The organism is Metabacillus sp. KJ11-3, assembly GCF_055808295.1.
The window spans coordinates 22,107-46,112 of record NZ_CM147865.1 but is presented as its reverse complement, the minus strand read 5'-3'; the positions used below and the strand labels follow the sequence as shown (position 1 = coordinate 46,112).

The 24,006-nt window shown below is 37.9% G+C and carries 21 protein-coding genes, 1 other RNA gene and 2 pseudogenes; 5 read left to right on the top strand and 19 right to left on the bottom strand.

Features of this window, described 5'->3' with window-relative positions:
• Nucleotides 1–221: 221 nt before the first annotated feature.
• From AC0L8O_RS00235 to AC0L8O_RS00225, 3 genes are all read right to left on the bottom strand, one after another.
• The gene (locus AC0L8O_RS00235; RefSeq protein WP_473446093.1) at nucleotides 222–470 is read right to left on the bottom strand and encodes a hypothetical protein; all 249 of its coding nucleotides are present in this window, start codon (nucleotides 468–470) and stop codon (nucleotides 222–224) included.
• A gap of 186 nt (nucleotides 471–656) precedes the next feature.
• Nucleotides 657–1,097, bottom strand: a complete 441-nt coding sequence (locus AC0L8O_RS00230) for an NUDIX domain-containing protein (RefSeq protein ID WP_473446092.1) — start codon at nucleotides 1,095–1,097, stop codon at nucleotides 657–659.
• 254 nt (nucleotides 1,098–1,351) lie between these two features.
• The gene (locus tag AC0L8O_RS00225) at nucleotides 1,352–2,041 is read right to left on the bottom strand and encodes an MgtC/SapB family protein (protein ID WP_473446091.1); all 690 of its coding nucleotides are present in this window, start codon (nucleotides 2,039–2,041) and stop codon (nucleotides 1,352–1,354) included.
• Nucleotides 2,042–2,184: 143 nt separating this feature from the next.
• On the opposite strand from AC0L8O_RS00225, the gene AC0L8O_RS00220 reads away from it, so the two are divergent.
• Nucleotides 2,185–2,700, top strand: a complete 516-nt coding sequence (locus AC0L8O_RS00220) for a CBO0543 family protein (protein WP_473446090.1) — start codon at nucleotides 2,185–2,187, stop codon at nucleotides 2,698–2,700.
• Between the two features lie 439 nt (nucleotides 2,701–3,139).
• Here AC0L8O_RS00220 and AC0L8O_RS00215 read toward each other — a convergent pair whose 3' ends face one another.
• On the bottom strand, nucleotides 3,140–3,688 hold the full coding sequence (locus AC0L8O_RS00215; RefSeq protein ID WP_473446089.1) for a GNAT family N-acetyltransferase: 549 nt from the start codon (nucleotides 3,686–3,688) through the stop codon (nucleotides 3,140–3,142).
• Nucleotides 3,689–3,718: 30 nt separating this feature from the next.
• Entirely contained in the window at nucleotides 3,719–4,603 is an 885-nt protein-coding gene (locus AC0L8O_RS00210) for an AraC family transcriptional regulator (RefSeq protein ID WP_473446088.1), read from the bottom strand.
• A gap of 117 nt (nucleotides 4,604–4,720) precedes the next feature.
• Here AC0L8O_RS00210 and AC0L8O_RS00205 point away from each other — a divergent pair, with 117 nt between their 5' ends.
• Nucleotides 4,721–5,638: an EamA family transporter gene (locus AC0L8O_RS00205; protein WP_473446087.1), complete on the top strand. Its 918-nt coding sequence runs from the start codon at nucleotides 4,721–4,723 to the stop codon at nucleotides 5,636–5,638.
• Between the two features lie 16 nt (nucleotides 5,639–5,654).
• On the opposite strand, the pseudogene AC0L8O_RS00200 reads toward AC0L8O_RS00205, so the two are convergent.
• Nucleotides 5,655–6,670 (bottom strand): annotated as a pseudogene (locus AC0L8O_RS00200) (DUF3231 family protein).
• Between the two features lie 184 nt (nucleotides 6,671–6,854).
• On the opposite strand from AC0L8O_RS00200, the gene AC0L8O_RS00195 reads away from it, so the two are divergent.
• Nucleotides 6,855–7,172, top strand: coding sequence for a DUF3243 family protein (locus tag AC0L8O_RS00195; protein WP_473446086.1), 318 nt, complete (start codon nucleotides 6,855–6,857; stop codon nucleotides 7,170–7,172).
• Between the two features lie 48 nt (nucleotides 7,173–7,220).
• Here AC0L8O_RS00195 and AC0L8O_RS00190 read toward each other — a convergent pair whose 3' ends face one another.
• Nucleotides 7,221–7,610: a tautomerase family protein gene (locus AC0L8O_RS00190; RefSeq protein WP_473446085.1), complete on the bottom strand. Its 390-nt coding sequence runs from the start codon at nucleotides 7,608–7,610 to the stop codon at nucleotides 7,221–7,223.
• Between the two features lie 218 nt (nucleotides 7,611–7,828).
• Between AC0L8O_RS00190 and AC0L8O_RS00185 the strand changes: the two genes are divergently transcribed.
• The gene (locus AC0L8O_RS00185) at nucleotides 7,829–8,686 is read left to right on the top strand and encodes a manganese catalase (RefSeq protein ID WP_251685306.1); all 858 of its coding nucleotides are present in this window, start codon (nucleotides 7,829–7,831) and stop codon (nucleotides 8,684–8,686) included.
• Between the two features lie 257 nt (nucleotides 8,687–8,943).
• Here AC0L8O_RS00185 and AC0L8O_RS00180 read toward each other — a convergent pair whose 3' ends face one another.
• The 3 genes from AC0L8O_RS00180 to AC0L8O_RS00170 form a co-directional block, all read right to left on the bottom strand.
• Nucleotides 8,944–10,260 (bottom strand): MFS transporter, encoded by a 1,317-nt coding sequence (locus tag AC0L8O_RS00180; RefSeq protein WP_473446084.1) that lies wholly within the window; start codon nucleotides 10,258–10,260, stop codon nucleotides 8,944–8,946.
• Nucleotides 10,261–10,368: 108 nt separating this feature from the next.
• Nucleotides 10,369–11,763, bottom strand: a complete 1,395-nt coding sequence (locus tag AC0L8O_RS00175) for an aminotransferase-like domain-containing protein (RefSeq protein WP_473446083.1) — start codon at nucleotides 11,761–11,763, stop codon at nucleotides 10,369–10,371.
• 89 nt (nucleotides 11,764–11,852) lie between these two features.
• Nucleotides 11,853–12,902 (bottom strand): DUF3231 family protein, encoded by a 1,050-nt coding sequence (locus AC0L8O_RS00170; RefSeq protein ID WP_473446082.1) that lies wholly within the window; start codon nucleotides 12,900–12,902, stop codon nucleotides 11,853–11,855.
• 427 nt (nucleotides 12,903–13,329) lie between these two features.
• Here AC0L8O_RS00170 and AC0L8O_RS00165 point away from each other — a divergent pair, with 427 nt between their 5' ends.
• Nucleotides 13,330–13,698, top strand: a complete 369-nt coding sequence (locus AC0L8O_RS00165) for an LAGLIDADG family homing endonuclease (RefSeq protein WP_473446081.1) — start codon at nucleotides 13,330–13,332, stop codon at nucleotides 13,696–13,698.
• Between the two features lie 331 nt (nucleotides 13,699–14,029).
• On the opposite strand, the gene ssrA is transcribed toward AC0L8O_RS00165, so the two are convergent.
• From ssrA to tpiA, 9 genes and pseudogenes are all read right to left on the bottom strand, one after another.
• Nucleotides 14,030–14,370: a transfer-messenger RNA gene (ssrA, locus tag AC0L8O_RS00160) on the bottom strand.
• Between the two features lie 158 nt (nucleotides 14,371–14,528).
• Entirely contained in the window at nucleotides 14,529–14,996 is a 468-nt protein-coding gene (gene smpB, locus AC0L8O_RS00155) for an SsrA-binding protein SmpB (protein WP_026559616.1), read from the bottom strand.
• A 227-nt stretch (nucleotides 14,997–15,223) separates the two neighbouring features.
• A pseudogene (gene rnr / locus AC0L8O_RS00150) lies at nucleotides 15,224–17,564 on the bottom strand (ribonuclease R).
• Between the two features lie 23 nt (nucleotides 17,565–17,587).
• Complete coding sequence (locus AC0L8O_RS00145; protein ID WP_473446080.1) at nucleotides 17,588–18,328, bottom strand: alpha/beta hydrolase; 741 nt, start codon at nucleotides 18,326–18,328, stop codon at nucleotides 17,588–17,590.
• Nucleotides 18,329–18,477: 149 nt separating this feature from the next.
• Complete coding sequence (gene secG / locus AC0L8O_RS00140; protein WP_026559619.1) at nucleotides 18,478–18,711, bottom strand: preprotein translocase subunit SecG; 234 nt, start codon at nucleotides 18,709–18,711, stop codon at nucleotides 18,478–18,480.
• A 251-nt stretch (nucleotides 18,712–18,962) separates the two neighbouring features.
• Complete coding sequence (locus AC0L8O_RS00135; RefSeq protein WP_473446079.1) at nucleotides 18,963–19,919, bottom strand: nuclease-related domain-containing protein; 957 nt, start codon at nucleotides 19,917–19,919, stop codon at nucleotides 18,963–18,965.
• 251 nt (nucleotides 19,920–20,170) lie between these two features.
• Nucleotides 20,171–21,463 (bottom strand): phosphopyruvate hydratase, encoded by a 1,293-nt coding sequence (eno, locus tag AC0L8O_RS00130; RefSeq protein ID WP_473446078.1) that lies wholly within the window; start codon nucleotides 21,461–21,463, stop codon nucleotides 20,171–20,173.
• A gap of 104 nt (nucleotides 21,464–21,567) precedes the next feature.
• Nucleotides 21,568–23,103, bottom strand: a complete 1,536-nt coding sequence (gpmI, locus tag AC0L8O_RS00125) for a 2,3-bisphosphoglycerate-independent phosphoglycerate mutase (RefSeq protein ID WP_026559621.1) — start codon at nucleotides 23,101–23,103, stop codon at nucleotides 21,568–21,570.
• Nucleotides 23,096–23,857: a triose-phosphate isomerase gene (gene tpiA, locus AC0L8O_RS00120; protein WP_473446077.1), complete on the bottom strand. Its 762-nt coding sequence runs from the start codon at nucleotides 23,855–23,857 to the stop codon at nucleotides 23,096–23,098. The genes gpmI and tpiA overlap by 8 nt, the downstream gene beginning before the upstream one ends.
• Nucleotides 23,858–24,006 lie beyond the last annotated feature (149 nt).

Here is a 24,006-nt window from a genome sequence, read left to right as displayed (position 1 = left end):
CGCTTTCAGCAGGAGTGTCTGTAGCTCCATTCCACTATAGATTTTATACTATTTTTTTATGCAACAATCTTTTCAAAAACAACCACTGAAAAAAACATAAAAAAAGGTTACCAACAAAATTGATAACCGGTACCCTCTTTAATTTATATTTGTACCTTTTGTTTCCTTACAAAGAATGCTATACAGCCTTCAACTAATAGTATGATGATTCCTGCTATGAATCAGTTGTAATTTCCTGTAGCAGTTTCAGGTAGTTTTTCACCGCTTTTACTATGGATGTTTTCCGGGTCAGTTTTATTGTTGTTAATACCGAGTGCTACACTATATTCTTCTTCCTTTGTTTCTTTGTTTCCATCTTCATCATCAGTTTTACCCTCATCTTGACCAGGGGTATTCTTTTCATTTCCTTCAGGGTATCCATTACAACAGTTTGTAACAGTTTGTAAATGTTCGAAACGACATGTTAACAAAAGAAGATGAGTGAAAGTAATGGAAAAATTAGATATATTTTCATGTGAAAATTAACGTTATTCAAAATTCATTATATTGGTAAACAAAGAAACCTCGAAAGGCAACATGCCAATCAAGGTTTTATCAAAATAGAAGTGTTAATTATTTTCTGGATATGTATTATTTCAACATGATGATCAAAAATTTTACCGAATAAATGCCTTCTCTGAATTTTCAAGAGCATCCTCTAACCACATTGGATGCATGTTTAATAAGTCATGAGGCAGGTTTTGATAGTCAAAAAACTTGAATTCCAACGATTCCTCCGCGTTACATCTAAGTTCTCCCCCTATCACTTCAGCCAGGAAACAAGTTGTGATAAAATGGACAACTTGACCATTTGGATAAGAAAAGACCTGTGAATGCGGGTCAGAATATACACCGATCAGCTTTTTAACTTTTATCGTTAAATTTGTTTCTTCTTTTATTTCTCTAATAGCTGCTTCAGTAACAGTTTCCCCTATCTCTATATGACCTGAGGGAATTCCCCATAACTTCACATCTGCTCTTTTCTGTAATAAAACCTGCTTTTTCTCATTGAAAATAATGACCGCTACACCTGCTTTTACTTCATCAATCTTTTTCATATCCTATAAACCTCCTTTAAATGATAGAAATCGTAACTTCTGATTGGATAAAAAAGGTCCGAGCAGGAAAGATTACAGCGCATCACAAAAACGCTGAACCTTTCCCCTCGGACCTTTTATGTCAATAGGTGCCTTTTACATGTGTAAAAGATGTAGCCCTCGGTCACAGACCTAAATACATAGCGGAACCCTAGCTACAATTTTCCAGTTCAAATTAACCCTATTCTCTTTGTTGTACACACATTATTCTACATTCATAGTGACTCCATTTCAACATGTATGATGTGCTTAATCTGTTTTAATGTATAATACACTTCGGTAATATACAGTTTTTCATTCACAACAAGTACCAAGTCAAGCTGCTGAAACTCTCCTTGTTTGATGTCTTTTACTCTTACTTTCTTTGCCTTCATATCTTTTTGCTTCAGTTCCTTTAAGATATCGGTCATTTTCTCTTCATCATCAACCGTAATTTTTACCTTTAACTCCCGCTCTCTTAATGTTTTTGGACCTATAAATTTAAAGATAAATGGAATGATTTCTACACTGACTAATATGAGAACTGTAGCTATGGTAGCTTCGAACCAAAACCCCGCACCACATGAGATCCCGATTCCTCCGGCTCCCCATACCATTGCGGCTGTTGTTAAACCTGATATCATATCATTGTTTCGCCTTAAGATCACCCCGGCACCTAAGAAACCGATACCTGAGACAATCTGGGCAGCTAAACGTAAAGGATCCATCGGTCTTATATAGGCCTCAGCGAATTTTTCCGATGACTCAATGGAAACGGTTGTGAGTAGACAGCTAACGATCCCTATAACTAAACATGTTTTTAAACCCAATGGCTTTTTCTTTAATTGGCGTTCTAGCCCAATAATGATCGATAAAATGGCTGCCATTCCAATATTGAAGATAAATGTATTTGGTTGAATGATCATTTGTTTTTCTCCTATGTACTTTTTTATTTCCGCAAAAGGACAACCTTCTACTTGCTCATGTGATTTATCCATTCACTTATTAAGTGTAAGGTATTTTTAAAAAAGATAATACTAAAATACACAATAAGTTATAAGGAGAGTTTATGCAAACATCGTTTGTTGTGTTTTTTGTTATTGTTAGTTTATTCTTTGGTAAATGGAGACGTCTGAGTGAATTTTATTCAACTCTATTGTTTTGGATTATAGGTGATCTGCTTTACGGGGCATTACTTTATCATTATAGAGTATGGGAATTTCAACCTATTTGGATCGACCATGTGTTGCTACCTACCCATTCAATCATAGCTATTGCTATTGCATTTCTCATTTATCCTTGTGTTATCGTTGTTTATTTAGGACGATTTCCTGAATCAACCTTCAAAAGAATAGGCTGGATACTTCTATGGGCAGGGATTTTCGAATGTATTGAATTCATTGCTTATATGAATGATAGCATTATTCATCATCATGGATGGACACTTATTTGGTCTTTTATCTTTAATATCATAACCTATTCTTTATTAGCCATCCATAACTGGAAACCTTGGGTTGCATGGATTTTAGCTATTTTCTTTATATTTTTATTATGGAATATCTTTGATCCTCCTCTTCCTCAATAAGGGAAAAGCATTGGGACAGGAGGGAGCGATAAGGAGAAAGAGTGGGGCGGCTGTTTGTTGAAGATTACGTATCAATTAAATCACTAAGCACAATTATTTCTTCGTAAATTTGCTCTTTGATCTTTAGATCATGACATTTATTATATTCACTAATTAGCAGTTTGATTTGTTTCATAAAAATAATCATTTCTTCATTTGAGATCATGTTCTATCATGCTCCTACCTGTGTACTATCTATTAGTTTATTTTAGGTAAATACTCCTGGTTATTCAAGCCTAAAGGTAGGATTATTTAGAAAAACACGACTTGCCGCAAAGAATGGCGGAAGTCGATGTCTTTTTCTTATACTTTAATCCTTTAGTATAGTTACACTTTCTTAAAGTACAAAAAAGAGCATTCTTATTCGAATACACTTTGTACGTTATAAGCAGGACAACATTCACTTATTCTTCTCCCACTCTTCTGCTAATATGCCATATACAACATGGTCAACATAGTGATCATATAACCATTCCGCCTGTCTGATACATCCTTCATTAACAAAATTTAATCTTTCAGGAATGCTTCTGCTTTTTTTATTTCCTGCTGCTGCCCTAATTTCAACTTTATTAAGGTTCAATTCGTTAAAAGCATAATCAGTCAATGCCTTAGCCACCTCTGTCATTATTCCATTACCTTGAAACTCTTCTCCTAGCCAATACCCAATATACGCTGTTTTATTGGACCAATTGATCTGATTATAACCTGCGATTCCAACCATTTTACCTTTAAATAAAATAGCCGTGTTTAGGCTTCTATTTTCAGCAAAACCTGTTAAACTGCTTTTAATAAACGAAATTGTATCTTCAACTTTTGTCGTTGTATCCAGCCAAGGGAGCCATTCTCTTAGGTAGGTTCTTGAATTATTTGTTAATTCAAAGACATCCTCTGCATCTCTTACTTCGACTAATTTCAAAGATAACTCATCATTCATTTTATATGTAAACATTTTATCTCCTCCGAATCTATCATTTTATCTTTATTTAACAATCATCTTTTTGTAGGCCAAAGGTGTCATATTCATCACCTTCCTGAATTTATCAATGAAATAACTTGTGCTATTAAATCCTACTTGATAGGCAACTTCTGTGACAGTGAGATCTGATTGTTGCAGTAATAGTAAACTTTTTTGAATTCGATAATCCGTTACATATTCTAAGGGTGTTTTCTTTACCAATCGTTTGAAATATCGACAGCATTCAGAACGGCTTAATTGACCGGCATGTGCTATATCATTCAAAAAAATTTTCTCAGCATAATGGTGATGGATCCAGTTTAACATTTGCTTCATTCGTTGATTCTTTCTCATTTCCGTTTGTTCATATTCTAATGTAACTCCATTTATAATGAGGTTTTTCCAAATTAACGTTAAATGGATGCTGATATCTATTTCATAGTAAGGTGATTGTTGTTTTATTATTTGATTGATCTCAATAATCGAGTTTACTATATTTTCCGCCCAACCTTCAGTTGTGACCAAGTGTAAATAAGGGATATTTGTTGCCTGGATAAATGGGGCTACAAGGGTTGGATAAAGTTCCTGCGATAAAACAAAACGTGGGGAAACATTTAAACAGATATAGACACAACCTGATTTTGTCAAATCTTTTGCCATATGAACGCATCCGCTGTTTATAAATAGCCCTTCCTTTTCTCGAATAACAACATGTTCATCATTTATTTGGAAAGTTGCTTCACCTTTGATCACGACAACAAACTGGAGTTCGTCGTGCCAATGAAGAGGGATAAATCCATTTATATTTTTGGAAATTGTTGTTTCATAACATGCAATAGGTAACAAAACTGTGCGATGTTCAGTTAATTCTTTTAAACGATGATCAATTCTGAAATCTTTTATTTGCATACTAACACCTCAATATCCTTATATTTTTCCATTCAATCTATGTATTCTTATTGGAATTTCTCCTTTATTATATAAACATTATCACACAATTTTTATATATTAGGGAGAAAGATGTTTATGAATAGAAAAAAGGGGATTGTCCTTGTATTAACAGGTGCAGTATTTTGGGGAATTGGCGGCACAGTCTCTAAGAAGCTTTTTGATTCGTATGAAATTGACGTAGATTGGCTTGTAACAACACGATTACTTCTTGCTGGTTTTTTGCTATTAAGCATTCAATTTTTCATAAAAGACCGGTCACAAGTATTGGGGGTTTGGAAAACAAAAGGGATTGCTGTTCAATTAATCACTTTTGGGATATTCGGTATGCTTGCTGTTCAATACACATACATGGCCTCCATTCAACATGGAAATGCTGCAGTAGCAACATTATTGCAGTATTTAGCACCGGTCATGATCATCATCTACTCGATTTTCCGCAAACATATGGTCCTGACACGAAATGATTTATTGACCGTATCACTAGCCCTTGTAGGATGCTTTTTCTTATTAACAAACGGCTCCATCTCACAACTCTCTGTACCAACACCAGCTATTGTGTGGGGTGTTTTGTCTGGAGTAGCTTTAGCCTTTTACACGCTTTATGCTGTTCCATTGCTGAAGCAATATGATTCACTTGTCATAGTTGGCTGGGCTATGATCATTGGCGGTCTTGCTTTAAGTTCCATCCATCCGCCCTGGCAAATAGATCTAAAACTATTACCGGTTGAAGCGTATCTCTATTTGGTCTTTGTGATTATCTTTGGTACGATGATAGCCTTTTGGTTTTATATAGAAAGCCTGCAAAGTTTAGTTCCTAAAGAATCAAGTCTGCTGGGAAGTATAGAACCACTTGCCGCCGTTTTTACGACAGTTTTTTGGCTGCGAGAACCCTTTGGCCTATTCCAATGGGTTGGTACAGTTTTTATTTTAATTATGATTGTCGTTTTGGCTTTAAATACGTCTACTTCAAAAGCAGGGTTAAAGGATAATTAGCAGAAGCGAATGCTAATTATCTTCTATCCGCTGCAGTTGGCGGGATTTCCATCCACCCTTTTTCAATCATTATATCTGCTGCAGCCTCAACAAATTTTCCGATTTTCACAAATGACCTCGTATATACCAGTCCTACATCATGCCTTCCGTTTACAGCCACAGAATTTCCAAAAGATCTAATCTTCATAGAAAACATATCCATTTTATGAAATAGCATGAGCTTGTCTGAGAAAGGCGCATAAGTAGAGGTTGTGACCAAATCATCAAGAAAAGACGGTGCTGGCAAATTTTCTTGATAAAGCTTTTTTATATAATTTTCTACATTAGCTGAAGTCATATCTCTGCCCCACTCAAACAATTTCCGTATCTTTTCATCCTTAACAACTTGAGCAAAAGCCATGATTAATGCTTTACTTGTTACATTATTTTCAATATTATCGTAGAAATGAGCAATTTCCAGAGCATGTAATGGTCGTCTTTGTCCAAAAAACCTGTCAGAAAATGTTCGTCACCAAACAATGGTTTTTCCGGAATTGGTATGACAGGTGGTTTCATAATTAATGATTTATCCATTAAAACTTTTTTAATCTGGTCGATAAAATCCATCGTAGAATCCATACAATATCTGAAAAATTCTTTTACATCCTTTCTATACACGAGAGGAATCCCTGCATTATAAATACTCATCCCTGCTTTTGACACATATTTCAAATAATGAACATAGTATTCATCATGAAATAATCGTGGTGCACCTAAATTAACGTCCTCTTCAGTAAAACCTACCGGAATCGGAAAATTCTCTTTTTCCATTATTTCTTTTGTTGTTTTCATAAAATCTTCACATAATGCCAATGCATTTTCTAATAACATTTTAATTTCCTTATCTTCAACATGACGAAGATAGTAAGTTAAAATGCACTTTGACATGCTGTTCCCCATATATGTAGCCCAAAGCTTCCCTATTTCTGCTGATGTTAATCTATCGTTTGTGCTTGTTTTATTTGTGCCCACTTTAATTGGTTTGATTTTCATAGTAAATCCTTTCAGTGAAATTTCTATATAGTATTTTACTCAATTGGAATGATTATACTGAATTCAATATAAAAGCTGATTAATTATCGGTTACTTCTTTTCATAACACAAATCAATGTTTATAAAAGGGGAAACCGGGGCATTGAATAGGGAAATCAAAGACTATTGAAAGGAGAGATTTTTAATGGCTTTTGAATCACATCATAATGCAGAAAACAAAGTGGAAGAGAAAATGCAGTCTATGGGTGAAGAAAAAAAGGACGAGGTTCTTACAAGTTTTGAAACATTTAAAAGTTACTTAGGTGACAAAGTGTCAAAAGGGGAAAAACTTGGAATGAACGAGGAGCAACTGGCTAAAACAGCCCAAAAAGTTGCCGATTACCTTGCTGACCATGAATCAGCACGTAATCGTGAAGAAAAGTTGCTTCAGGAGTTATGGAAGGTTGGAAATGAGGAAGAACAGCACAAGCTTGCTCATATGCTTGTTAAGTTGGTTCAATAATGATGGAAGAGACCGCCTTGTTAGCGGTCTCTCTTTTTTGCCTTGCAGCTAAATATCCACTTTATAATTCAATGTTAATTCATCGGCAGGCAATCCTCTTATTCCCCAATTATGCTTCGGTGTTTCGAATATTGTTATTTCAATATCTTGAGAAGATATATTCAAGTCTCTATTAATTCGGTCAAATAATAATTTGATTAACTGCTTTTTAGCTTCAATCGTTCGACCTTCAAACATACTAATTTCAATCACAGTATATGCTTCGGTCCTTCCACTTGCATAATAAAAATCTTCTTTATCCATTGGAAAAAAACGATAGAATCTCTTTTCTGTAGGAAATTGTAGTGCGTCCACCATACACGAATGAATGACCTCGGACAGTTTCTCCTTTATTGGATTTAAATTGTCTTTGACTCCATAAATTTTAATTTGTCCCATCCTCATCTCACCTTTCTATCCTCAACTAAACTCATGCTTACTACAAACTATTCTATAAAGAGAATAATATTTCCTTCTTAACGAATTCTGTTTCAAAAGGATTTCTACTAGGTTCTTTCTCCTAATATTTTTCAAATATGTTTTATAGCAACCTTTCCGGGTATAGTTATGCAAGGCTTACTATATCTATCCATTTAAAATCATAGGAGGAGATTCGTTTGTTTCGACATCAAAAAGAATTGCAATTCGAAGTAAAAGTTGATCGACCTGATCCCATGCTTGCTCGCCAGGTACAAGAAGTACTAGGTGGACAGTTTGGAGAAATGACTGTGATGATGCAGTATCTCTTCCAAGGATTTAATTGCCGCGGGGAAGAAAAATATAAGGACATGCTTATGGATATTGGAACAGAAGAAATTGGCCATGTGGAAATGCTTTGTTCTCTCATCTCACAATTGCTGGATGGTGCATCTCCCGAGGATCAAGCAGAAGCAGCAAAGGATCCTGTAACAGCCTCTATTATGGGAGGAATCAATCCCCAGCACCTGCTTGTCAGTGGTTTAGGCGGATTGCCAACCAACTCAAATGGTGTTCCATGGAACGGTTCTTATATCGTTGCAAGTGGAAATTTATTAGCAGATATGCGTTCAAACCTCCACGCTGAATCCCAAGGACGCCTTCAAGTGGCAAGGCTATACCATATGACCAATGATGAAGGTGTACGTAAAACATTCCGAAAAATGCTGGCTCGAGATCGTTACCACCAATATCAGTGGATGGCTGCAATTGAAGAGCTTGAAAGTAAAAACGGTGTGGTTGTACCAGCTTCATTCCCACCAGAAGCAGAAGAAGAAGCCCAAGAAGAAGCATATAAATTCTGGGATTTATCAGAAGGTGAAGCATCAAGTGAAGGACTTTGGGCAACAGGAAGCGCTCCGGATGGAACAGGTCATTTTGAATATGTAGCTAACCCAGTTGCAAAAGGACAAATTCCAAATCCGAAAATTCCTGCAACCGAAGTTCATCATGATCTTGATTATCAAAAAGTAAATGAGGGTCATCAGAAACTAAAATAGGGGGAAAAGGCTGGTATAAGACCATACTAAGGTTAATGCCAGCTTTTTGGTGTAGTATTCCATACTTAAGGTAGGTCGAAGATTTCGAGACTTATTTTCGATTATGATCCTTTATTTTCTATTTCGGCTAGTTTATTTTCGATTCTCGGATTTTATTATCGATTATTGAAATTTATTCACTATTAGACAAATTTCGACAGAGTTTCTAGTAAACGAAAAAAACCCAGATATCCTGTCATAGCATCTGAGTTTTTCTTTTACACTTTTCCCGTTGCAGAAACCTGATCGTTTTTCCCTCCACGAGACCATATCACCACTGGAATAAGTAGTAAAGAGAAAATCCCTCCAATAAATGATAATGTGAGATAACTTGAACCTGCCACGATCATGCCGGACATTGCTCCGCCAGCCGCCCCTGATAATGCAATCAAAACATCCACTTTACCTTGAGTCTTAGCCCTTGTGGAAGTTTTCGTTGAATCAACAATAAGCGCTGTGCCACTTATTAAACCAAAATTCCATCCTAATCCTAGTAAAGAAAGAGCAATGACGAGAAGAACCATAGAATCCCCTGGTGCAAAAGCTGATAGTAATCCTGCAAAAAGCAACGTAACTCCGGAAGCAATCGCCATCACAGTACGACCCAACTTATCAACAAGAACACCTGTAACAAGTGATGGGAGATACATGGCACCTATATGAAAACCAATCACTAGACCGACAGAACCCAGGTCATGTCCATGATGCCTCATATGAACGGGTGTCATTGTCATAATCGCTACCATAACAATTTGAGTCAGAACCATAATCGTAGCACCAACGATTATACCTCTTCTGCTATCTGTCTGTTCAGTTGTTGCCAAATGATCCCTTGATTTGATGTTGGTCGATTCTATCATTCTTGCCATAACAAGTGGATCTGGACGAAGCATGGTGAAAAGAATAACACCTGCTAAAATATAAGCTGCCGCTGCTAAAATGAAAGGCCCTGCAAGTGATGGAACACCGATAGATAGAGCGAAATTCCCCATCACATTCACTAAGTTTGGTCCTGCAACTGCACCAAATGTAGTAAAAACCATTGTCATACTAATAGCCGTTGCTCGTTGTTTAGGATTCGCCAGGTCTGTACCAGCATAGCGAGCTTGTAAATTTGTTGCTGTTCCTGCACCATAAACAAGCAGAGAAGCAAATAACAGGAAAATACTATTTATAATGGCTGCAATTATGACTCCAATCGCTCCAAGTCCACCGATCATAAAACCAGCTGTTAAACCTGTACGACGACCAAAACGTTGAGAAAGTCTCCCTACAAATAAAGCTGCTCCTGCTGACCCTAAAGTAAATAGTGCTGAAGGAAGTCCAGCAAACGCATCAGTACCTAGCATTTGCTGTGCAAGAAGGGCCCCCACAGTGACTCCAGCTGCTAATCCTGCACCACCAAATATTTGTGAAATACTGACAACGAAAAGTGTACGTTTGTATAACGCCTTTTGTTTTTCAGAAGAATCCATGTAACTTTGTGACAAAGCAGGTTGAACATCTACCACTTTTACACTTTCTTTCTGCAACATCTTCTAACCTCCCTTTCTAGAAACCTTATTAAACCTCCAACTAGATTTGACTTATCATAACACGCACAAAAAAGACCATACAATATAATAATTGTATGGCAAACAATTTTACGTAAGCTCCTCTAGCAAACGTTTAAGGATCATCAATCCCTGCTCAAGCTCTTCAATTGTTTTTGGGGCACATACAGAAATCCTTACAGCCCTTTCTGGACAACTATTTCCCACGACAAAACGTTCAGCTGCATACACTTGTACTCCCTGCTGAGCAGCTAACTTCTCAAATTCAGCACCTGTTATCTTGCTCTTGCCTGGTAGTAACAACCAACGAAAGATTCCTGTTTCAACACCTAAACATGTATAGTCTGTAAAATATTTATTAACGATTTCGTTCCTGCGAATCGTTTGTTCCTGATGCCCCTCAATTAAAAGTTCAAATTGGTTAGATACAATCATGCGTGCAGTAAGTTCTGCTAATAACGGGGAAACGGTTATATTTAAATTATAAAGTGCCTTGGAAATCGGCTCCTTAAATTGACTAGGTACCGCTAAATAGGCAAGCCGTAACCCTGGTGCTAATGCCTTAGATAGACTGGCAATATAGATGACATGTTCCGGGGCAAATGATGCAATTGCCGACAGAGGTTTTTTGCCCAAAAGATGGTATGAAGCATCTTCTATAACGAACTGTTTATACTTTTCAGCTATTTCTGCAATCATTTTCCGATTTTCAACAGACATAAAGGAAGCTGTTGGATTATGATAATCCGGGATCAAGTAAATACCTTTAATATTTTCATTTTTACATGCATCTTCAAATGATGTTGGATTCATTTCGTAGTTCTCTGATTTGATCGGTACTAATTGAACGCTAAGCATGGAGGCAACTGTTTTTAAGCCGGGATATGTATGCTGGTCAACACCAATGCGATCTCCTGGCTTGCAAAGACTTGCCAATGTAGCAGCAATCGCATTTTGACCCCCATTTGCAAATAAAATGTGATCAACGGTTGTTACAAATCCGCCTCTTCGGATTAGCTTTATCGCTGCATCTTTTTGCCAAAGACTTTCTCCTGCGCGGCCATACCCAAACCATCTTTCATAATCTGTCTCCTGCAGCATACTTTTTAGCTGGAGTACTAACGGCTCATATGAAGCATTATCCGGCAGTGTTGCTCCCATTTCAATTAAATGCTTCGGTTTTGTATCTTCAAGTAAATACGCATTTGATAACGCATCATACGATACAAATGTGCCACTTCCTACAGAAGCACTTAACAACCCCTTTAACTCACACACTTTAAAAGCTTTGGAAATCGTACTTACATTTAAATCCAAATAATCTGCCAGTTCTCTCTGCGGAGGAAGCTTTGTTCCAGGTAACAAAACTCCGTTTACTATATCCTGTTCCAATTGTCGTGCAAGTGCTTTATATATTGGCTTTTCCGTTTTATCAATCGACGGCTTCCAGCTCATCGGATAGTTTTCAAACGAATTGATAGGCATGATACGCATCCTTTTTCTCACAATTATAGGATGATGCCGTAGATAAAACAATCTTTACAAGCTTCTTTTAAGCTGTTCCACTTGTAAAACTACCCTCTTTCTTTCGCTTGTGGAGGTGAATCCAACCAATTTTTATCAATTAAAATATTCATTCCATCATCAACAAATAAGCCAATGTTAACAAGCGTTCTTGCATACAACATATTTAGATCTCTTCTTGCCGTTACTGCCAATGAGTTTCCGAATGACCTTATCTTCATTGCAAACATGTCCACTTTATGAAACAGCATGATTTTATCAGAAAAAGGAGGATATGTAGATGTTGTTACCAAATGGTCTAGAAACGCCGGTGATTGGATATGACCAATGTGCAATTTTTCCTTATACTGCTTTACAGCTTTTTCAGTCATATCTAACCCTCTATTAAACAACGCCTTTATTTTTTCATCTTTCACGATCTGACAGAACCCCAATAATAATGCCTTACTTGTAGTGTTATTCTCAATGTTATCCCAAAGATGAATGATTTCTAGTGCCTGTAATGGTCTGACATCTCCCAAAAATCCATTTAAGTAACTTTGTTTTTCAATTTTATCAATTCCCTCTGGAGTCGGAATAATAGGAGGGTTTGCAATAAATTTCTTTTCCATTAAAACAGTATTAATTTGGCCTAAAAAGACAGTAGTACATTCATTACAATAAATAAAAAACTCCCTTATATCCTCCCTCATGACCAATGGTACTGCTACTGAATAGAGACTCATTCCTGCCTTAGCAGCATATTTTAAATAATGAGGGTAAAATTCATCAGCATATAAACGGGGGGCACCAAGGTTCACATCATCTTCAGTAAATCCAATAGGTATAGGGAAGTGTTCTTTTTTAAAAGTGTCTTCTATCCTCTGCTTGAAATCCTTTGATAAGGCTAAACCATTCTCCAGGAGCAATCTTATATCTTCATCATCACAGTGTTGAAGAAAATAACGTAAAATTTGAATGGACATACTGTTTCCCATATAGGTAGCCCATAGTTTCCCCATTTCAAAAGTCGTTAAAGGCTGGGTCTCATCAAGTATTTTAGGTTTTATATTTAATGGTCTCATCACATTCATTGGATTTAAATCTTTATCCCTGGTCATACCTAATCTCCTTTTCCCGTGTTTTGCTTAGGTTTACCATTGGATATTCATTTAATTCTAAAAAATGCCATCATTACATTACTAAAGAACAACTATCAATTGAAAGATACTGCTCTTTTTAATATCCTTTTAGCTCTTCTATTTATTCTATCTCTGTTTTTAGTAAAGGGAATTCGCAAAATAGAAATTGCATGGGGAGGAAGGTGCCAGAACATCCAGCTATTTTTACGTTTCAACATATCATAATTCTAAAAAAATTTGTTATTTAATAGTAGAATTAAATCAAATTACTCCAAAATATAATGAAGATAGTTGTATGGAGTGGCAGTATATAATATAATAAAAACAGAACAAATGTTCTTAACACCATTTAATATGGCGGTGAAACATATGGAAGCTTGGGAGGCAGCATATTTAGCTGGTATTATTGGGAGAGGGATCAATTACATTAACTAGAATACATAAAAACGAACATCGGAGGCCTTGTATTACAATTGCATCAACGGATATAGAACTCTTAAATTACACCAAATCTTTGACTGGTGGGATTATTAGTAATAAAAAGAATTATAATCCAGAAAAGCATAAGGATTCTTTTACTTTAAATATAAAGAAAAAGGAAATGGTTATAGACATACTTGTACAAGTTTTACCGTATTTAAGAGTGCCCACAAAAAGGAAACGTGCATTATCGGTTATTGAACACTATGACAAAGTTACAATCAGAAACGGTAAGTATAGTAAGGACCGTTTAGAGCAAAAGTTAGCTTTTGAAAAAGCCTTTTTTGAAATTTAAATTTATTAAAGACAAAAATAAAAACCACCAAATATGTATTTGGTGGAGACGGTGGGACGTGCTATTCCATGCTTTCGTCATGGCACTGACTATATCTTGAACCTTTATTAGGTCCTTCGGCGTCTTATACGAAAAGTAGTTTTTGCCTTAAAGTTCAAGGCAGGTTTTCGTATCCTAGTACTACCAAGTTGGCAGCCTATAAGTCGATACACGGCTGTTGGATTGCTCCACATACCGCTCGGCATTGCCTTATCACCACTTTGTGTGACTTAGGTTTCACCGATAAAGCCGAATTTTCACTTATGTGTTACCACATAAGGCGACTAATAATTAATCGAACCCACGTCCAGACATAACGGCACTTAAGCGTCTACGAGCGTAGTCGATATATTTGCGGTTTCGCTAACTCCTATGCCTATCGACAGGCGTCAGAGCAGCTAGTCTGATTGGTCTCTTCCATCATCCCCAGACGGAGGAATCAGGCGTAGTCCACTAAGAGTGAGTCCCTTACCCTACCACATGGACGATGGAGGGAGGAACAGCTAAGCAGTTATTAAGCTGCTAAAGCTAAGTTATTGTTAGATTTGCCAGTTATTATTGGCGTTGACGTTTTAACGAAGACGATCCCTTCGGCCCGCAACCTAAGCTCGAACTATCCCTGTCGAATCCGTAACGTCCCCATGATAAGCCGTATATACCAGCTAGGGAATACGGGAAGTATAAAGATAGATATAAGCTTAATTGCTTATGAAGTTGTTAAAGTAAGTTGACTGCCTTACAAAACCTATTATATCAGACTGGCATGAAAATGCAATTGTAAGGTTTTGCCACTACATTTTCTGGCGCTCTCTAAATGCACGTTCGATGTCACGTTTTGCTTCCTTCTTCTTAAGGTCTTCACGTTTATCGTATTTCTTTTTACCTTTACCAAGACCGATCAACACTTTTGCATAGCCATTTTTGATATACATCTTTAATGGCACAAGTGCATAACCCTCTTCTTTAGTAGCTCCGATTAGTTTGGCGATTTCACGTTTCTTTAATAATAGTTTTCTTGTTCTTAATGGATCATGGTTATATCTGTTTCCTTGTTCATATGGACTAACATGCATATTCAGCAGGAAAACTTCGCCGCGTTCAATACGTGCGTATGAGTCCTTTAAGTTAACACGACCATTACGAATTGATTTAATTTCCGTACCTTGAAGGACAATGCCGGCTTCAAATGTTTCTTCAATGGCGTAATCATGATTAGCTTTCTTATTTTGTGCTAATGCTTTTCCCATTCCTTTAGGCATTGTATTCCCTCCCTCTCTTGCGATACGTACTATTTTAGCAAATAATGGACAGTAACTCAATAAAGTGAAACTTCCAACCGTAATATTTCATTCTAACTGATTTTTAGTTGATCATTTCAGACCTTTACGGACAGTTCCCTTTACCTTCCCCCTCTTAATAATCTTTGAAACAAATAAATAAAAAATGACAAAGGGGCAAGCTCTATGTCAGCAAGCCCCTTTCCTTTTTAGCGTTTTTTCTTTTTCCGCTTAGCTTTTGGTGCATTTTCAAAATGCTTTTTCTTCTTTTTACGTGGCGGACGGGTTGACCATTCACCATCTTTGTCACCTTCACGTTTCTTTCCATTGCCTCCGCGTGAACCAGAGTCTTTTTCTTTTGCCTGCTACAATCACTTTTGGTGTTTCTTTAGCAGGTCGTCTTCTTGTCCCTTTCATTCCTACAATTTCAAAGTCAATAGAGCGCTCGTCTTTGTTCACATTCACAACACGTACAGTGATTTCATCACCGATGCGATAAACAGTGCCTGTGCGTTCACCAATCATGGCATAATGGCGCTCATCATAACGATAATAGTCATCTGTCAAATAACTAACATGAACTAGACCTTCAATTGTATTCGGTAGCTCGACAAACATCCCAAAGTTTGTGACAGAGCTGATGATTCCGTCATATTCTTCACCAATTTTATCAAGCATGTATTCCGCTTTTTTCAATTCATCTGTTTCACGTTCTGCCTCAACCGCTCTTCGTTCCATATTGGAAGAATGTTCAGCGATGACTGGAAGACTCTCAGCCCAGCTTGAACGTGTTTCTTCATCAACTTTTCCTTCTATTAAATATGTCCGGATCAAACGATGAACAATTAAGTCAGGATAACGGCGAATTGGTGATGTAAAGTGTGTATAATACTCTGTTGCCAGTCCAAAGTGTCCAAGGCTTTCCGGGTCATACTTTGCTTGCTTCATGGAACGTAGCATCACCGTTGAAATCACCGTTTCTTCAGGTGTACCTGCTACTTCCTCTAAAATATTTTGCAACGCTCTTGGGTGGATATCGTTACCGGAACCTCTCACAGTATAGCCGAAGTTTGTAATAAACTCTAAGAAACGCTGTAATTTTTCAGCATTAGGATCTTCGTGAATACGGTAAATGAACGGGACATTCATCCAATGGAAGTGCTCGGCTACCGTTTCATTTGCTAAAAGCATGAACTCCTCAATTAAACGCTCGGCTACAGAACGCTCTCGCAATACAACTTCTGTTGGAGTACCCTCTTTATCAACAAGTACTTTTGCTTCTTTAAAATCAAAGTCAATGGCACCGCGCGTCATTCGTTTTGTTCGCAGCACTTGTGCAAGCTCACCCATCAGTTCAAACATCGGTACCAATGACTCGTATTTTTGGAGAAGCTGTTCATCACGATCTTCAAGGATCTTATTTACGTCTGTGTATGTCATTCGTTCTGTTGTTTTAATCACACTTTGGAAAATTTCGTGATTCACAACAGTACCCGTTTCATCGACTTCCATTTCACATGATAATGTGAGACGATCCACCTTCGGATTTAAGGAACAAATTCCATTTGAGAGGCGGTGAGGAATCATCGGAATCACCCGGTCAACCAAGTATACACTTGTTCCGCGGTCAGAAGCCTCGCGATCAATTGGTGATTGTTCTGTTACATAATGACTAACATCGGCGATATGAACACCTAGTTTGTAATTTCCGTTATCGAGCTTTGTAACGGTTACCGCATCATCCAAGTCCTTCGCATCTGCTCCATCAATAGTAACGATTGTTTCATTACGAAGATCACGACGATCCTTTAGATCTTCTTCTTTTATCGTTTCCGGTACGTCATTTGCTTGTTCCAATGCTTCAACCGGGAATGGGCCTGGAAGTCCGTGCTTGTGGATGATGGATAAAATATCAACACCAGGATCATTTTTATGACCTAAGATCTCAATGATTTCTCCTTCAGCACTCATGCGTCCTTCAGGATATGTTGTGAGTTTGACAACAACTTTGTGCCCCTCAACCGCTCCATTTGATGCTTGTTTCGGGATAAAGATATCATTTGCGATTTTTTTATCATCCGGAATAACAAATCCGAAATTTTTGCTTTCTGTATACGTCCCGACAACCTCTTTTACACCACGCTCGATTATGCGGATAATCGTTCCTTCTTGTCTTGTTCCACCTGTTTTTGGGCTAACTCTTACAAGAACGATATCACCATGCATCGCCGTTTTTAGCTCAGTAGGCGGGATAAAGATATCATCTAAACTTGTATCTTCCGGATCGACAAACGCAAATCCTTTTGCATGACCGATTAATTTCCCTTTTATGAGATTCATTTTTTCCGGTAAGCCGTAGCGATTGCTTCTCGTACGAACAACAAGTCCTTCGTCTTCCATAACTACCAATGCTTTGACAAAGTCTTTAAACACAGTTGAATCTTCAATACCAAACGCTTCTTCAAGCTCCTGAACCGTTAATGGCTTATATGCTTCTTCTTTCATAAAAGAAAGCAATTTTTCAATATGTATTTGGATGTCTTGTTCCATTTGATCATCCTCCTTATTATAGTTTACCAATCAAGGCTTTCTAAAAATTGATACACATCCTCATGTAGCTGATCCCGCTCTTTATCAAGAGTAATCACATGTCCCGATTCCTCGTACCATTTTAATTGTTTATGATCATTTTCCACTTCATTATAAATAATGTTTGCACTATCTGTGTTGATCATATGATCATGTCTAGCCTGTACAATAAAGGTCGGCGAGTAAATCATATCTACATTATTTCGCACATCTGAGATTAACTCTTGCAACGCTTTTAGTGTATTCATTGGTGTTCTAGCGAAATCCTTCATCTCTTCTTCAATTTCCTCAGGAGATTTCCCTTCAAACTTCTTATAATTTCTAGCATACTCAAGTACACCTTGATACATGACTTCTTCACTTTTAATATACATTGGGGCACACATTGGGATAATACCCTTTACCGGCATCGTATAACCTAATTTAAGAGAGAACACACCGCCAAGAGACAAGCCGCCAACCGCAATGTCTTCAAATCCCATTTGTTTCAAATGCTCATACCCTGCTTCAACATCCTTCCACCAATCCTCAGGACCTGTGTGGACAAGCTCCTCCGGCGGTACTCCGTGACCTTTATATTGCGGAGCATGACATGTGTACCCACGCTCACTTAAGAATCGCGCAAGCATCCTTACATCTGCTGAATTCCCTGTGAATCCGTGTAATAACAACACGGCTTTGTCTCCACCTTCAAAAGTAAATGGTTTCGGTAAAACTCTTTTCATTTCTTTGTAACTCCTTCTACTACTTTTATTTAGTTTAACCCAATGGGGCTGTGAGTATTACTTCCTGTATGTATACTATTTTAAACAATCTGCCTTGATGTGACTAATAAAAAAAAGAGCCTGCTTCTACAGACCCTTACTCTTTATCATTATTGTACGATATACGCCACTAAAACTGTCAAAACAAAGAATAATACGGATAATACAATCGTTGCGCGGTGTAAAACTAAATCCAAACCACGAGCCTTTTGCTTACCAAAAAGCTGCTCGGCACCACCAGAGATCGCACCTGATAACCCTGCGCTTTTACCAGATTGTAATAACACAACTGTAATCAAAGCAATCGATACAAGAACTAGTAGAATAATTAATGCTGTATGCATGAATTGACACCTCCTGAGAATGCGCACAAATAGATAGTTTAAATGTACCATAAGTGGGGGTGGGATACAATATTAAGTTGGGATTATGAAATTAGTTGGGGCTGAGATCCTGAAATTCCTGGTTTATTTACGATTTTATGATTTTAATTACTATTTTGAGGATTTATTTTCGATTCTACGATTATATTTTCGATTATGGGAATTTATTTACTATTAGAGCTTTTTCGACAAGATCCACCCTTTGCTTTTTTCTACAAGTAATACACCCTTCCCTTCTTTTCTCCATCATACTTTAGGTTCATTGACTGAAGTAACCTATTAGCTGTTGCGATAGAATTTACCCCTAGGAACTTTCTTAATTCACTATTCGTTATTGTTGGTTTAATAAGCAATTTATAATCATCAAGAGCACGTAAATGGGCTAGCTTATCTTTGCTATTACATGTGGTACATAACCAATTGGCCTTAATTCTTATAAGCGGGAGTGAGCCGCAATTCTTGCAGATTGCTCCTTTTATTAGCTCCTTTTGATCGATTTGATATTGTTCCAATATGGAAGAATCTCTTTCAGTATGTTGTTTAAGTAAGAGGCGAGATATCTTTTTAAGCTCTTTTTCTTCAAGTGGTTGGTTCTGTTGGGAATTGACTAACTTAGGGATTTTAGTAGGTAACTCTTCTTTATGGATTATTTTTTGATGGAGGGATTTCTCCTCAGGAGAAGTGCTGATGATTGTATAAGAGTTGCTAATGACAACTAGGGAAGTAATGTTGATTCCCCTTAATTTTTGTTGCTGAAGCCACTCTTTCAGCTGTAACTCATGTCGTTCTAGTTGTGTCAGTGGATAGGGATATCCTTTTTGAATTCCATCTTTTGTTTGGATAAGCTGTTTAAATCCTGGTTCAAAGTGGATGGTGCCTGAGTAATTTTTCACCTCCAGTATGATTGCCACTTTCGGGTTTAAAATCAGAGTATCTAATTGAAAATAATGTTTTTTCGTTTTTAATCGTAAATCGTGAAAAATAGAGTAGTCTTTTTCGTTGAGGAAACTAAGTGGATAATCTATTGCTAACTCTCCTCTGAAGCCGGCATTTCTGATGTTTAAATCTTCAATAATTTGCGAGATTTTCGGATGGTTTTGCGGCAGTCTTTTGAGCAAAGCCTCTAACTGAAGAATAATACGGGGAATTTCGTGGGTTTTTACGATCATTTTCTCACTCCATTTTTGGTTTTACAGGATATGTTCTCTGTTTTTTCTGAATGTCCTGCTTGAAGGTGAGATTTATTTACTATTTTCGACATGTTATTTTCGATTCTGGCAACTTATTTTCGATTATAAAAATATATTTACGATTTTCAGTAACTTATTTACTATTAGACAAATTCCGCCAAAATTCGCCCCCCTGTCCTCCACAATCAAAAAAAGAACTGCCGCACACAGCAGCAGTTCCCACACTCAACTTATTTCTTTAAGTTGTAGAAAGTTTTGATTCCATCGTATCTTGAAGCGTCTTGTAATTGATCTTCGATACGTAGAAGTTGGTTGTACTTCGCAACACGGTCAGTACGTGATGGAGCACCAGTTTTGATTTGGCCAGCGTTAGTTGCAACTGCGATGTCAGCAATTGTTGTATCTTCTGTTTCACCAGAACGGTGAGAGATAACTGCTGTGTAGCCAGCGCGTTTAGCCATTTCGATTGCTTCGAATGTTTCAGTAAGTGTACCGATTTGGTTAACTTTGATAAGGATTGAGTTACCAATTCCTTTTTCGATACCTTCAGCAAGTTTTTTCGTGTTTGTAACGAATAGGTCATCACCAACAAGTTGAACTTTACCGCCAAGGCGCTCAGTTAAAAGTTTGTGACCTTCCCAGTCGTTTTCATCTAAACCGTCTTCGATTGAGATAATTGGGTATTTAGAAGCCATTTCTTCGTACCAGTCAACCATTTCAGCAGAAGTTTTTACAACACCTTCTCCTGAAAGATGGTATTTACCGTCTTCTTTGTTGTAGAACTCAGAAGATGCAGCATCCATAGCTAGCATTACTTGCTCACCTGGTTTGTAACCAGCTTTTTCGATTGCTTCGATGATTGTTTGAAGAGCTTCTTCGTTAGAACCTAAGTTAGGAGCGAATCCACCTTCATCACCTACAGCAGTGTTAAGACCTTTACCAGAAAGAACTGATTTTAGGCTGTGGAAAATTTCAGCACCCATACGTAGTGCTTCACGGAAGTTTTCAGCACCTACAGGCATAACCATGAATTCTTGAATGTCTACGTTGTTATCAGCATGCTCTCCACCGTTAACGATGTTCATCATTGGAACTGGAAGAGTTTTCGCGCTGAAACCGCCAAGGTATTGGTATAAAGGAACTTGTAGGAAATCTGCAGCAGCACGAGCAGCAGCCATAGATACACCAAGGATTGCGTTCGCACCTAATTTACCTTTGTTATCAGTACCGTCAAGCTCGATTAACGCTTGGTCGATTGCGATTTGCTCAGTTACTTCGAAACCAAGTAATTCTGGAGCGATTAATTCGTTTACGTTTTTAACAGCTTGTAGAACACCTTTTCCAAGGTAGCGTTCTTTGTCACCGTCACGAAGCTCAACTGCTTCATATTCACCAGTTGAAGCACCACTTGGTACTAATGCGCGTCCCGTAGCGCCTGATTCTGTGTGTACTTCTACTTCTACTGTTGGGTTACCGCGAGAGTCTAATACTTCACGAGCATATACGTCTACAATGTATGGCATATTGTTTAATCTCCTTTTTATAAAAAATTTATAGTTTGTTCTATTACTTTATTCCGGGTTCCCCTCTGCGGCCGACTTTGGGGTTCCCTTCTTTGCAAAAGGTTTTACTTGTTAATTAACGTTGTTCCAGTCATTTCGGCTGGTTTTTCAACGTTTAGTAGATCAAGCATTGTTGGTGCAAGATCTCCTAAAATACCACCGTCACGAAGAGTTACTCCATTTTCAGTAACAATGACAGGTACTGGGTTTGTCGTATGAGCTGTCATAGGCTCACCTTGCAATGTAACAACTTCGTCTGAGTTACCATGGTCAGCTGTGATAATCGCTTTACCGCCTTTAGCGATAATCGCATCAACAATCTTGCCAAGGCACTCGTCAACCGTTTCGATTGCTTTGATTGTTGGTTCGAGCATTCCGGAGTGCCCAACCATATCAGGATTAGCAAAGTTTAAAAGAATCGCATCAAATTTGTCAGCTGCAATTTCGCCTAGTAACGCGTCCGTTACTTCGTAGGCACTCATTTCAGGCTTCAAGTCATAAGTTGCTACTTTTGGAGAATCAATTAAGATTCTTTCTTCACCAGGGAATTCCGCTTCACGTCCACCACTCATAAAGAAGGTAACGTGAGGATATTTTTCCGTTTCCGCAATTCGAAGCTGTGTTAGGTTGTTTTGTGATAATACTTCACCGAGCGTATTATCAAGGTTTGTTGGCTTAAATGCCACATATCCGTCAACTGTTTCACTGAAGTGGGTTAAGCACACAAAGTGAAGGTGTTGAGGATGGTTTTCTCCACGATCAAATGAACGGAAATCTTCATTTGTAAACGTGTTTGATATTTGAATCGCACGGTCAGGGCGGAAATTATAGAAAATCACCGCATCATTGTCTTGAATAGTAGCTACAGGTGAACCGTCTTCTTTTGTCATAACAGATGGAATGACGAATTCATCAAAAATCCCATTGTTATAAGAATCTTCAACAAGCTCATCAGGTGTGCTGTAAGTAGGACCTTCACCGTACACCATAGCACGGTAAGACTTTTCTACACGATCCCAACGCTTATCGCGGTCCATTGAATAGTAGCGTCCAGACAGAGTTGCAATTTCCCCGACACCGTATTCTTTGATTTTTGCTTGAAGTTCATCCAAGTAAACTTTTGCCGTTTTCGGACCAACATCACGGCCATCAAGGAAACCATGGATGTAGACTTTTTCAACGCCTTCTTTTGCTGCAAGTTGAAGAAGTGCATATAAATGTTGAATATGGCTATGAACTCCACCATCAGATAAAAGGCCGAATAGGTGAAGGCTTGTGCCATTTTTCTTTACATGGTTAATTGCTTCTGTGAATGTTTCATTTTTTTCAAATTCACCTTCACGGATCGCAACATTTACACGAGTTAAGCTTTGGTACACAACGCGTCCAGCACCAATATTTAAGTGACCAACCTCAGAGTTCCCCATTTGCCCTTCAGGTAGACCAACCGCTTCACCGGAAGCAATTAGTTGAGCATGTGGGTACTGATTCCAATAGCGATCAAAGTTAGGTTTTTTCGCATGTGCAACAGCATTCCCTTTTGTTTCCTGGCGGCATGCAAATCCGTCAAGAATAATTAATGCAACTGGTGCTTTACTCATTACTGCTACCCTCCAAAAGTTGAAGGAAAGATTGTGCTTCTAAGCTAGCTCCACCAACTAATGCACCATCGATATCAGGCTGTGCCATATATTCTTTGATGTTAGCCGGTTTTACGCTGCCGCCGTATTGAATGCGGACTGCTTGTGCAACGTCAGAAGAAAATTGCTCTGCAACAACTTGACGGATGTGTGCACATACTTCATTTGCATCTTCTGCAGATGAAGATTTTCCAGTTCCGATTGCCCAAATTGGCTCATATGCAATAACAGTTTCTTTTACTTGATCTTCAGTTAAACCTTGTAAAGCTTTCTTTACTTGGTCTCCCACTAGATCATTTGTTTTACCTGCTTCACGCTCTTCTAATGTTTCACCACAGCAAACGATTGGAGTTAAACCGTGTTTGAATGCAGCCAGAGTCTTTTTGTTAACTGTTTCATCAGTTTCTGCGAACATTTCTCTGCGCTCAGAATGTCCTAAGATTACGTAACTAACGCCTAGGTCTTTAAGTGCTACAGGGCTAACTTCGCCAGTGAACGCTCCGTTTTCTTCAAAGTGCATGTTTTGTGCACCTACTTTTAGGTCACTGCCTTCTGTTAAACCTACAAGGCTTTCTAAAAATAGAGCTGGAGCACAAACGACTGAGTCCACATTCTCTGCGTTAGGTACCAGGCTTTTTACTTCTTCAACAAAGCTTCTAGCTTCAGAAGAGACTTTGTTCATTTTCCAGTTACCTGCGATAATTGGTTTTCTCATTTCCTACACCATCCTCAAATCAAGATTTCACAACTAACTCGCAGTTGTTACTTTTCACGACACGTCTCTGTACTTAGTTCTCGTGTCTAGCTACATCGACCAGCGACTAGTGAACTTCACCCTCCTCCTTACGATAAGTCAACATCGAA

What these genes read in the sequence shown, in the direction of transcription:
- AC0L8O_RS00225 (WP_473446091.1), bottom strand. Translation starts at nt 2,041, where the DNA reads ATGATCATTCAACCAAATACATTTATCTTCAATATTGGAATGGCAGCC.
- AC0L8O_RS00220 (WP_473446090.1), top strand. Translation starts at nt 2,185, where the DNA reads ATGCAAACATCGTTTGTTGTGTTTTTTGTTATTGTTAGTTTATTCTTT.
- AC0L8O_RS00180 (WP_473446084.1), bottom strand. Translation starts at nt 10,260, where the DNA reads ATGTTGCAGAAAGAAAGTGTAAAAGTGGTAGATGTTCAACCTGCTTTG.
- AC0L8O_RS00190 (WP_473446085.1), bottom strand. Translation starts at nt 7,610, where the DNA reads ATGGGACAAATTAAAATTTATGGAGTCAAAGACAATTTAAATCCAATA.
- AC0L8O_RS00215 (WP_473446089.1), bottom strand. Translation starts at nt 3,688, where the DNA reads ATGTTTACATATAAAATGAATGATGAGTTATCTTTGAAATTAGTCGAA.
- gpmI (WP_026559621.1), bottom strand. Translation starts at nt 23,103, where the DNA reads ATGAGTAAAGCACCAGTTGCATTAATTATTCTTGACGGATTTGCATGC.
- AC0L8O_RS00210 (WP_473446088.1), bottom strand. Translation starts at nt 4,603, where the DNA reads ATGCAAATAAAAGATTTCAGAATTGATCATCGTTTAAAAGAATTAACT.
- eno (WP_473446078.1), bottom strand. Translation starts at nt 21,463, where the DNA reads ATGCCATACATTGTAGACGTATATGCTCGTGAAGTATTAGACTCTCGC.
- AC0L8O_RS00145 (WP_473446080.1), bottom strand. Translation starts at nt 18,328, where the DNA reads ATGAAAAGAGTTTTACCGAAACCATTTACTTTTGAAGGTGGAGACAAA.
- AC0L8O_RS00175 (WP_473446083.1), bottom strand. Translation starts at nt 11,763, where the DNA reads ATGCCTATCAATTCGTTTGAAAACTATCCGATGAGCTGGAAGCCGTCG.
- AC0L8O_RS00170 (WP_473446082.1), bottom strand. Translation starts at nt 12,902, where the DNA reads ATGACCAGGGATAAAGATTTAAATCCAATGAATGTGATGAGACCATTA.
- AC0L8O_RS00135 (WP_473446079.1), bottom strand. Translation starts at nt 19,919, where the DNA reads ATGATCGTAAAAACCCACGAAATTCCCCGTATTATTCTTCAGTTAGAG.
- AC0L8O_RS00195 (WP_473446086.1), top strand. Translation starts at nt 6,855, where the DNA reads ATGGCTTTTGAATCACATCATAATGCAGAAAACAAAGTGGAAGAGAAA.
- secG (WP_026559619.1), bottom strand. Translation starts at nt 18,711, where the DNA reads ATGCATACAGCATTAATTATTCTACTAGTTCTTGTATCGATTGCTTTG.
- AC0L8O_RS00205 (WP_473446087.1), top strand. Translation starts at nt 4,721, where the DNA reads ATGAATAGAAAAAAGGGGATTGTCCTTGTATTAACAGGTGCAGTATTT.
- smpB (WP_026559616.1), bottom strand. Translation starts at nt 14,996, where the DNA reads ATGCCTAAAGGAATGGGAAAAGCATTAGCACAAAATAAGAAAGCTAAT.
- tpiA (WP_473446077.1), bottom strand. Translation starts at nt 23,857, where the DNA reads ATGAGAAAACCAATTATCGCAGGTAACTGGAAAATGAACAAAGTCTCT.
- AC0L8O_RS00230 (WP_473446092.1), bottom strand. Translation starts at nt 1,097, where the DNA reads ATGAAAAAGATTGATGAAGTAAAAGCAGGTGTAGCGGTCATTATTTTC.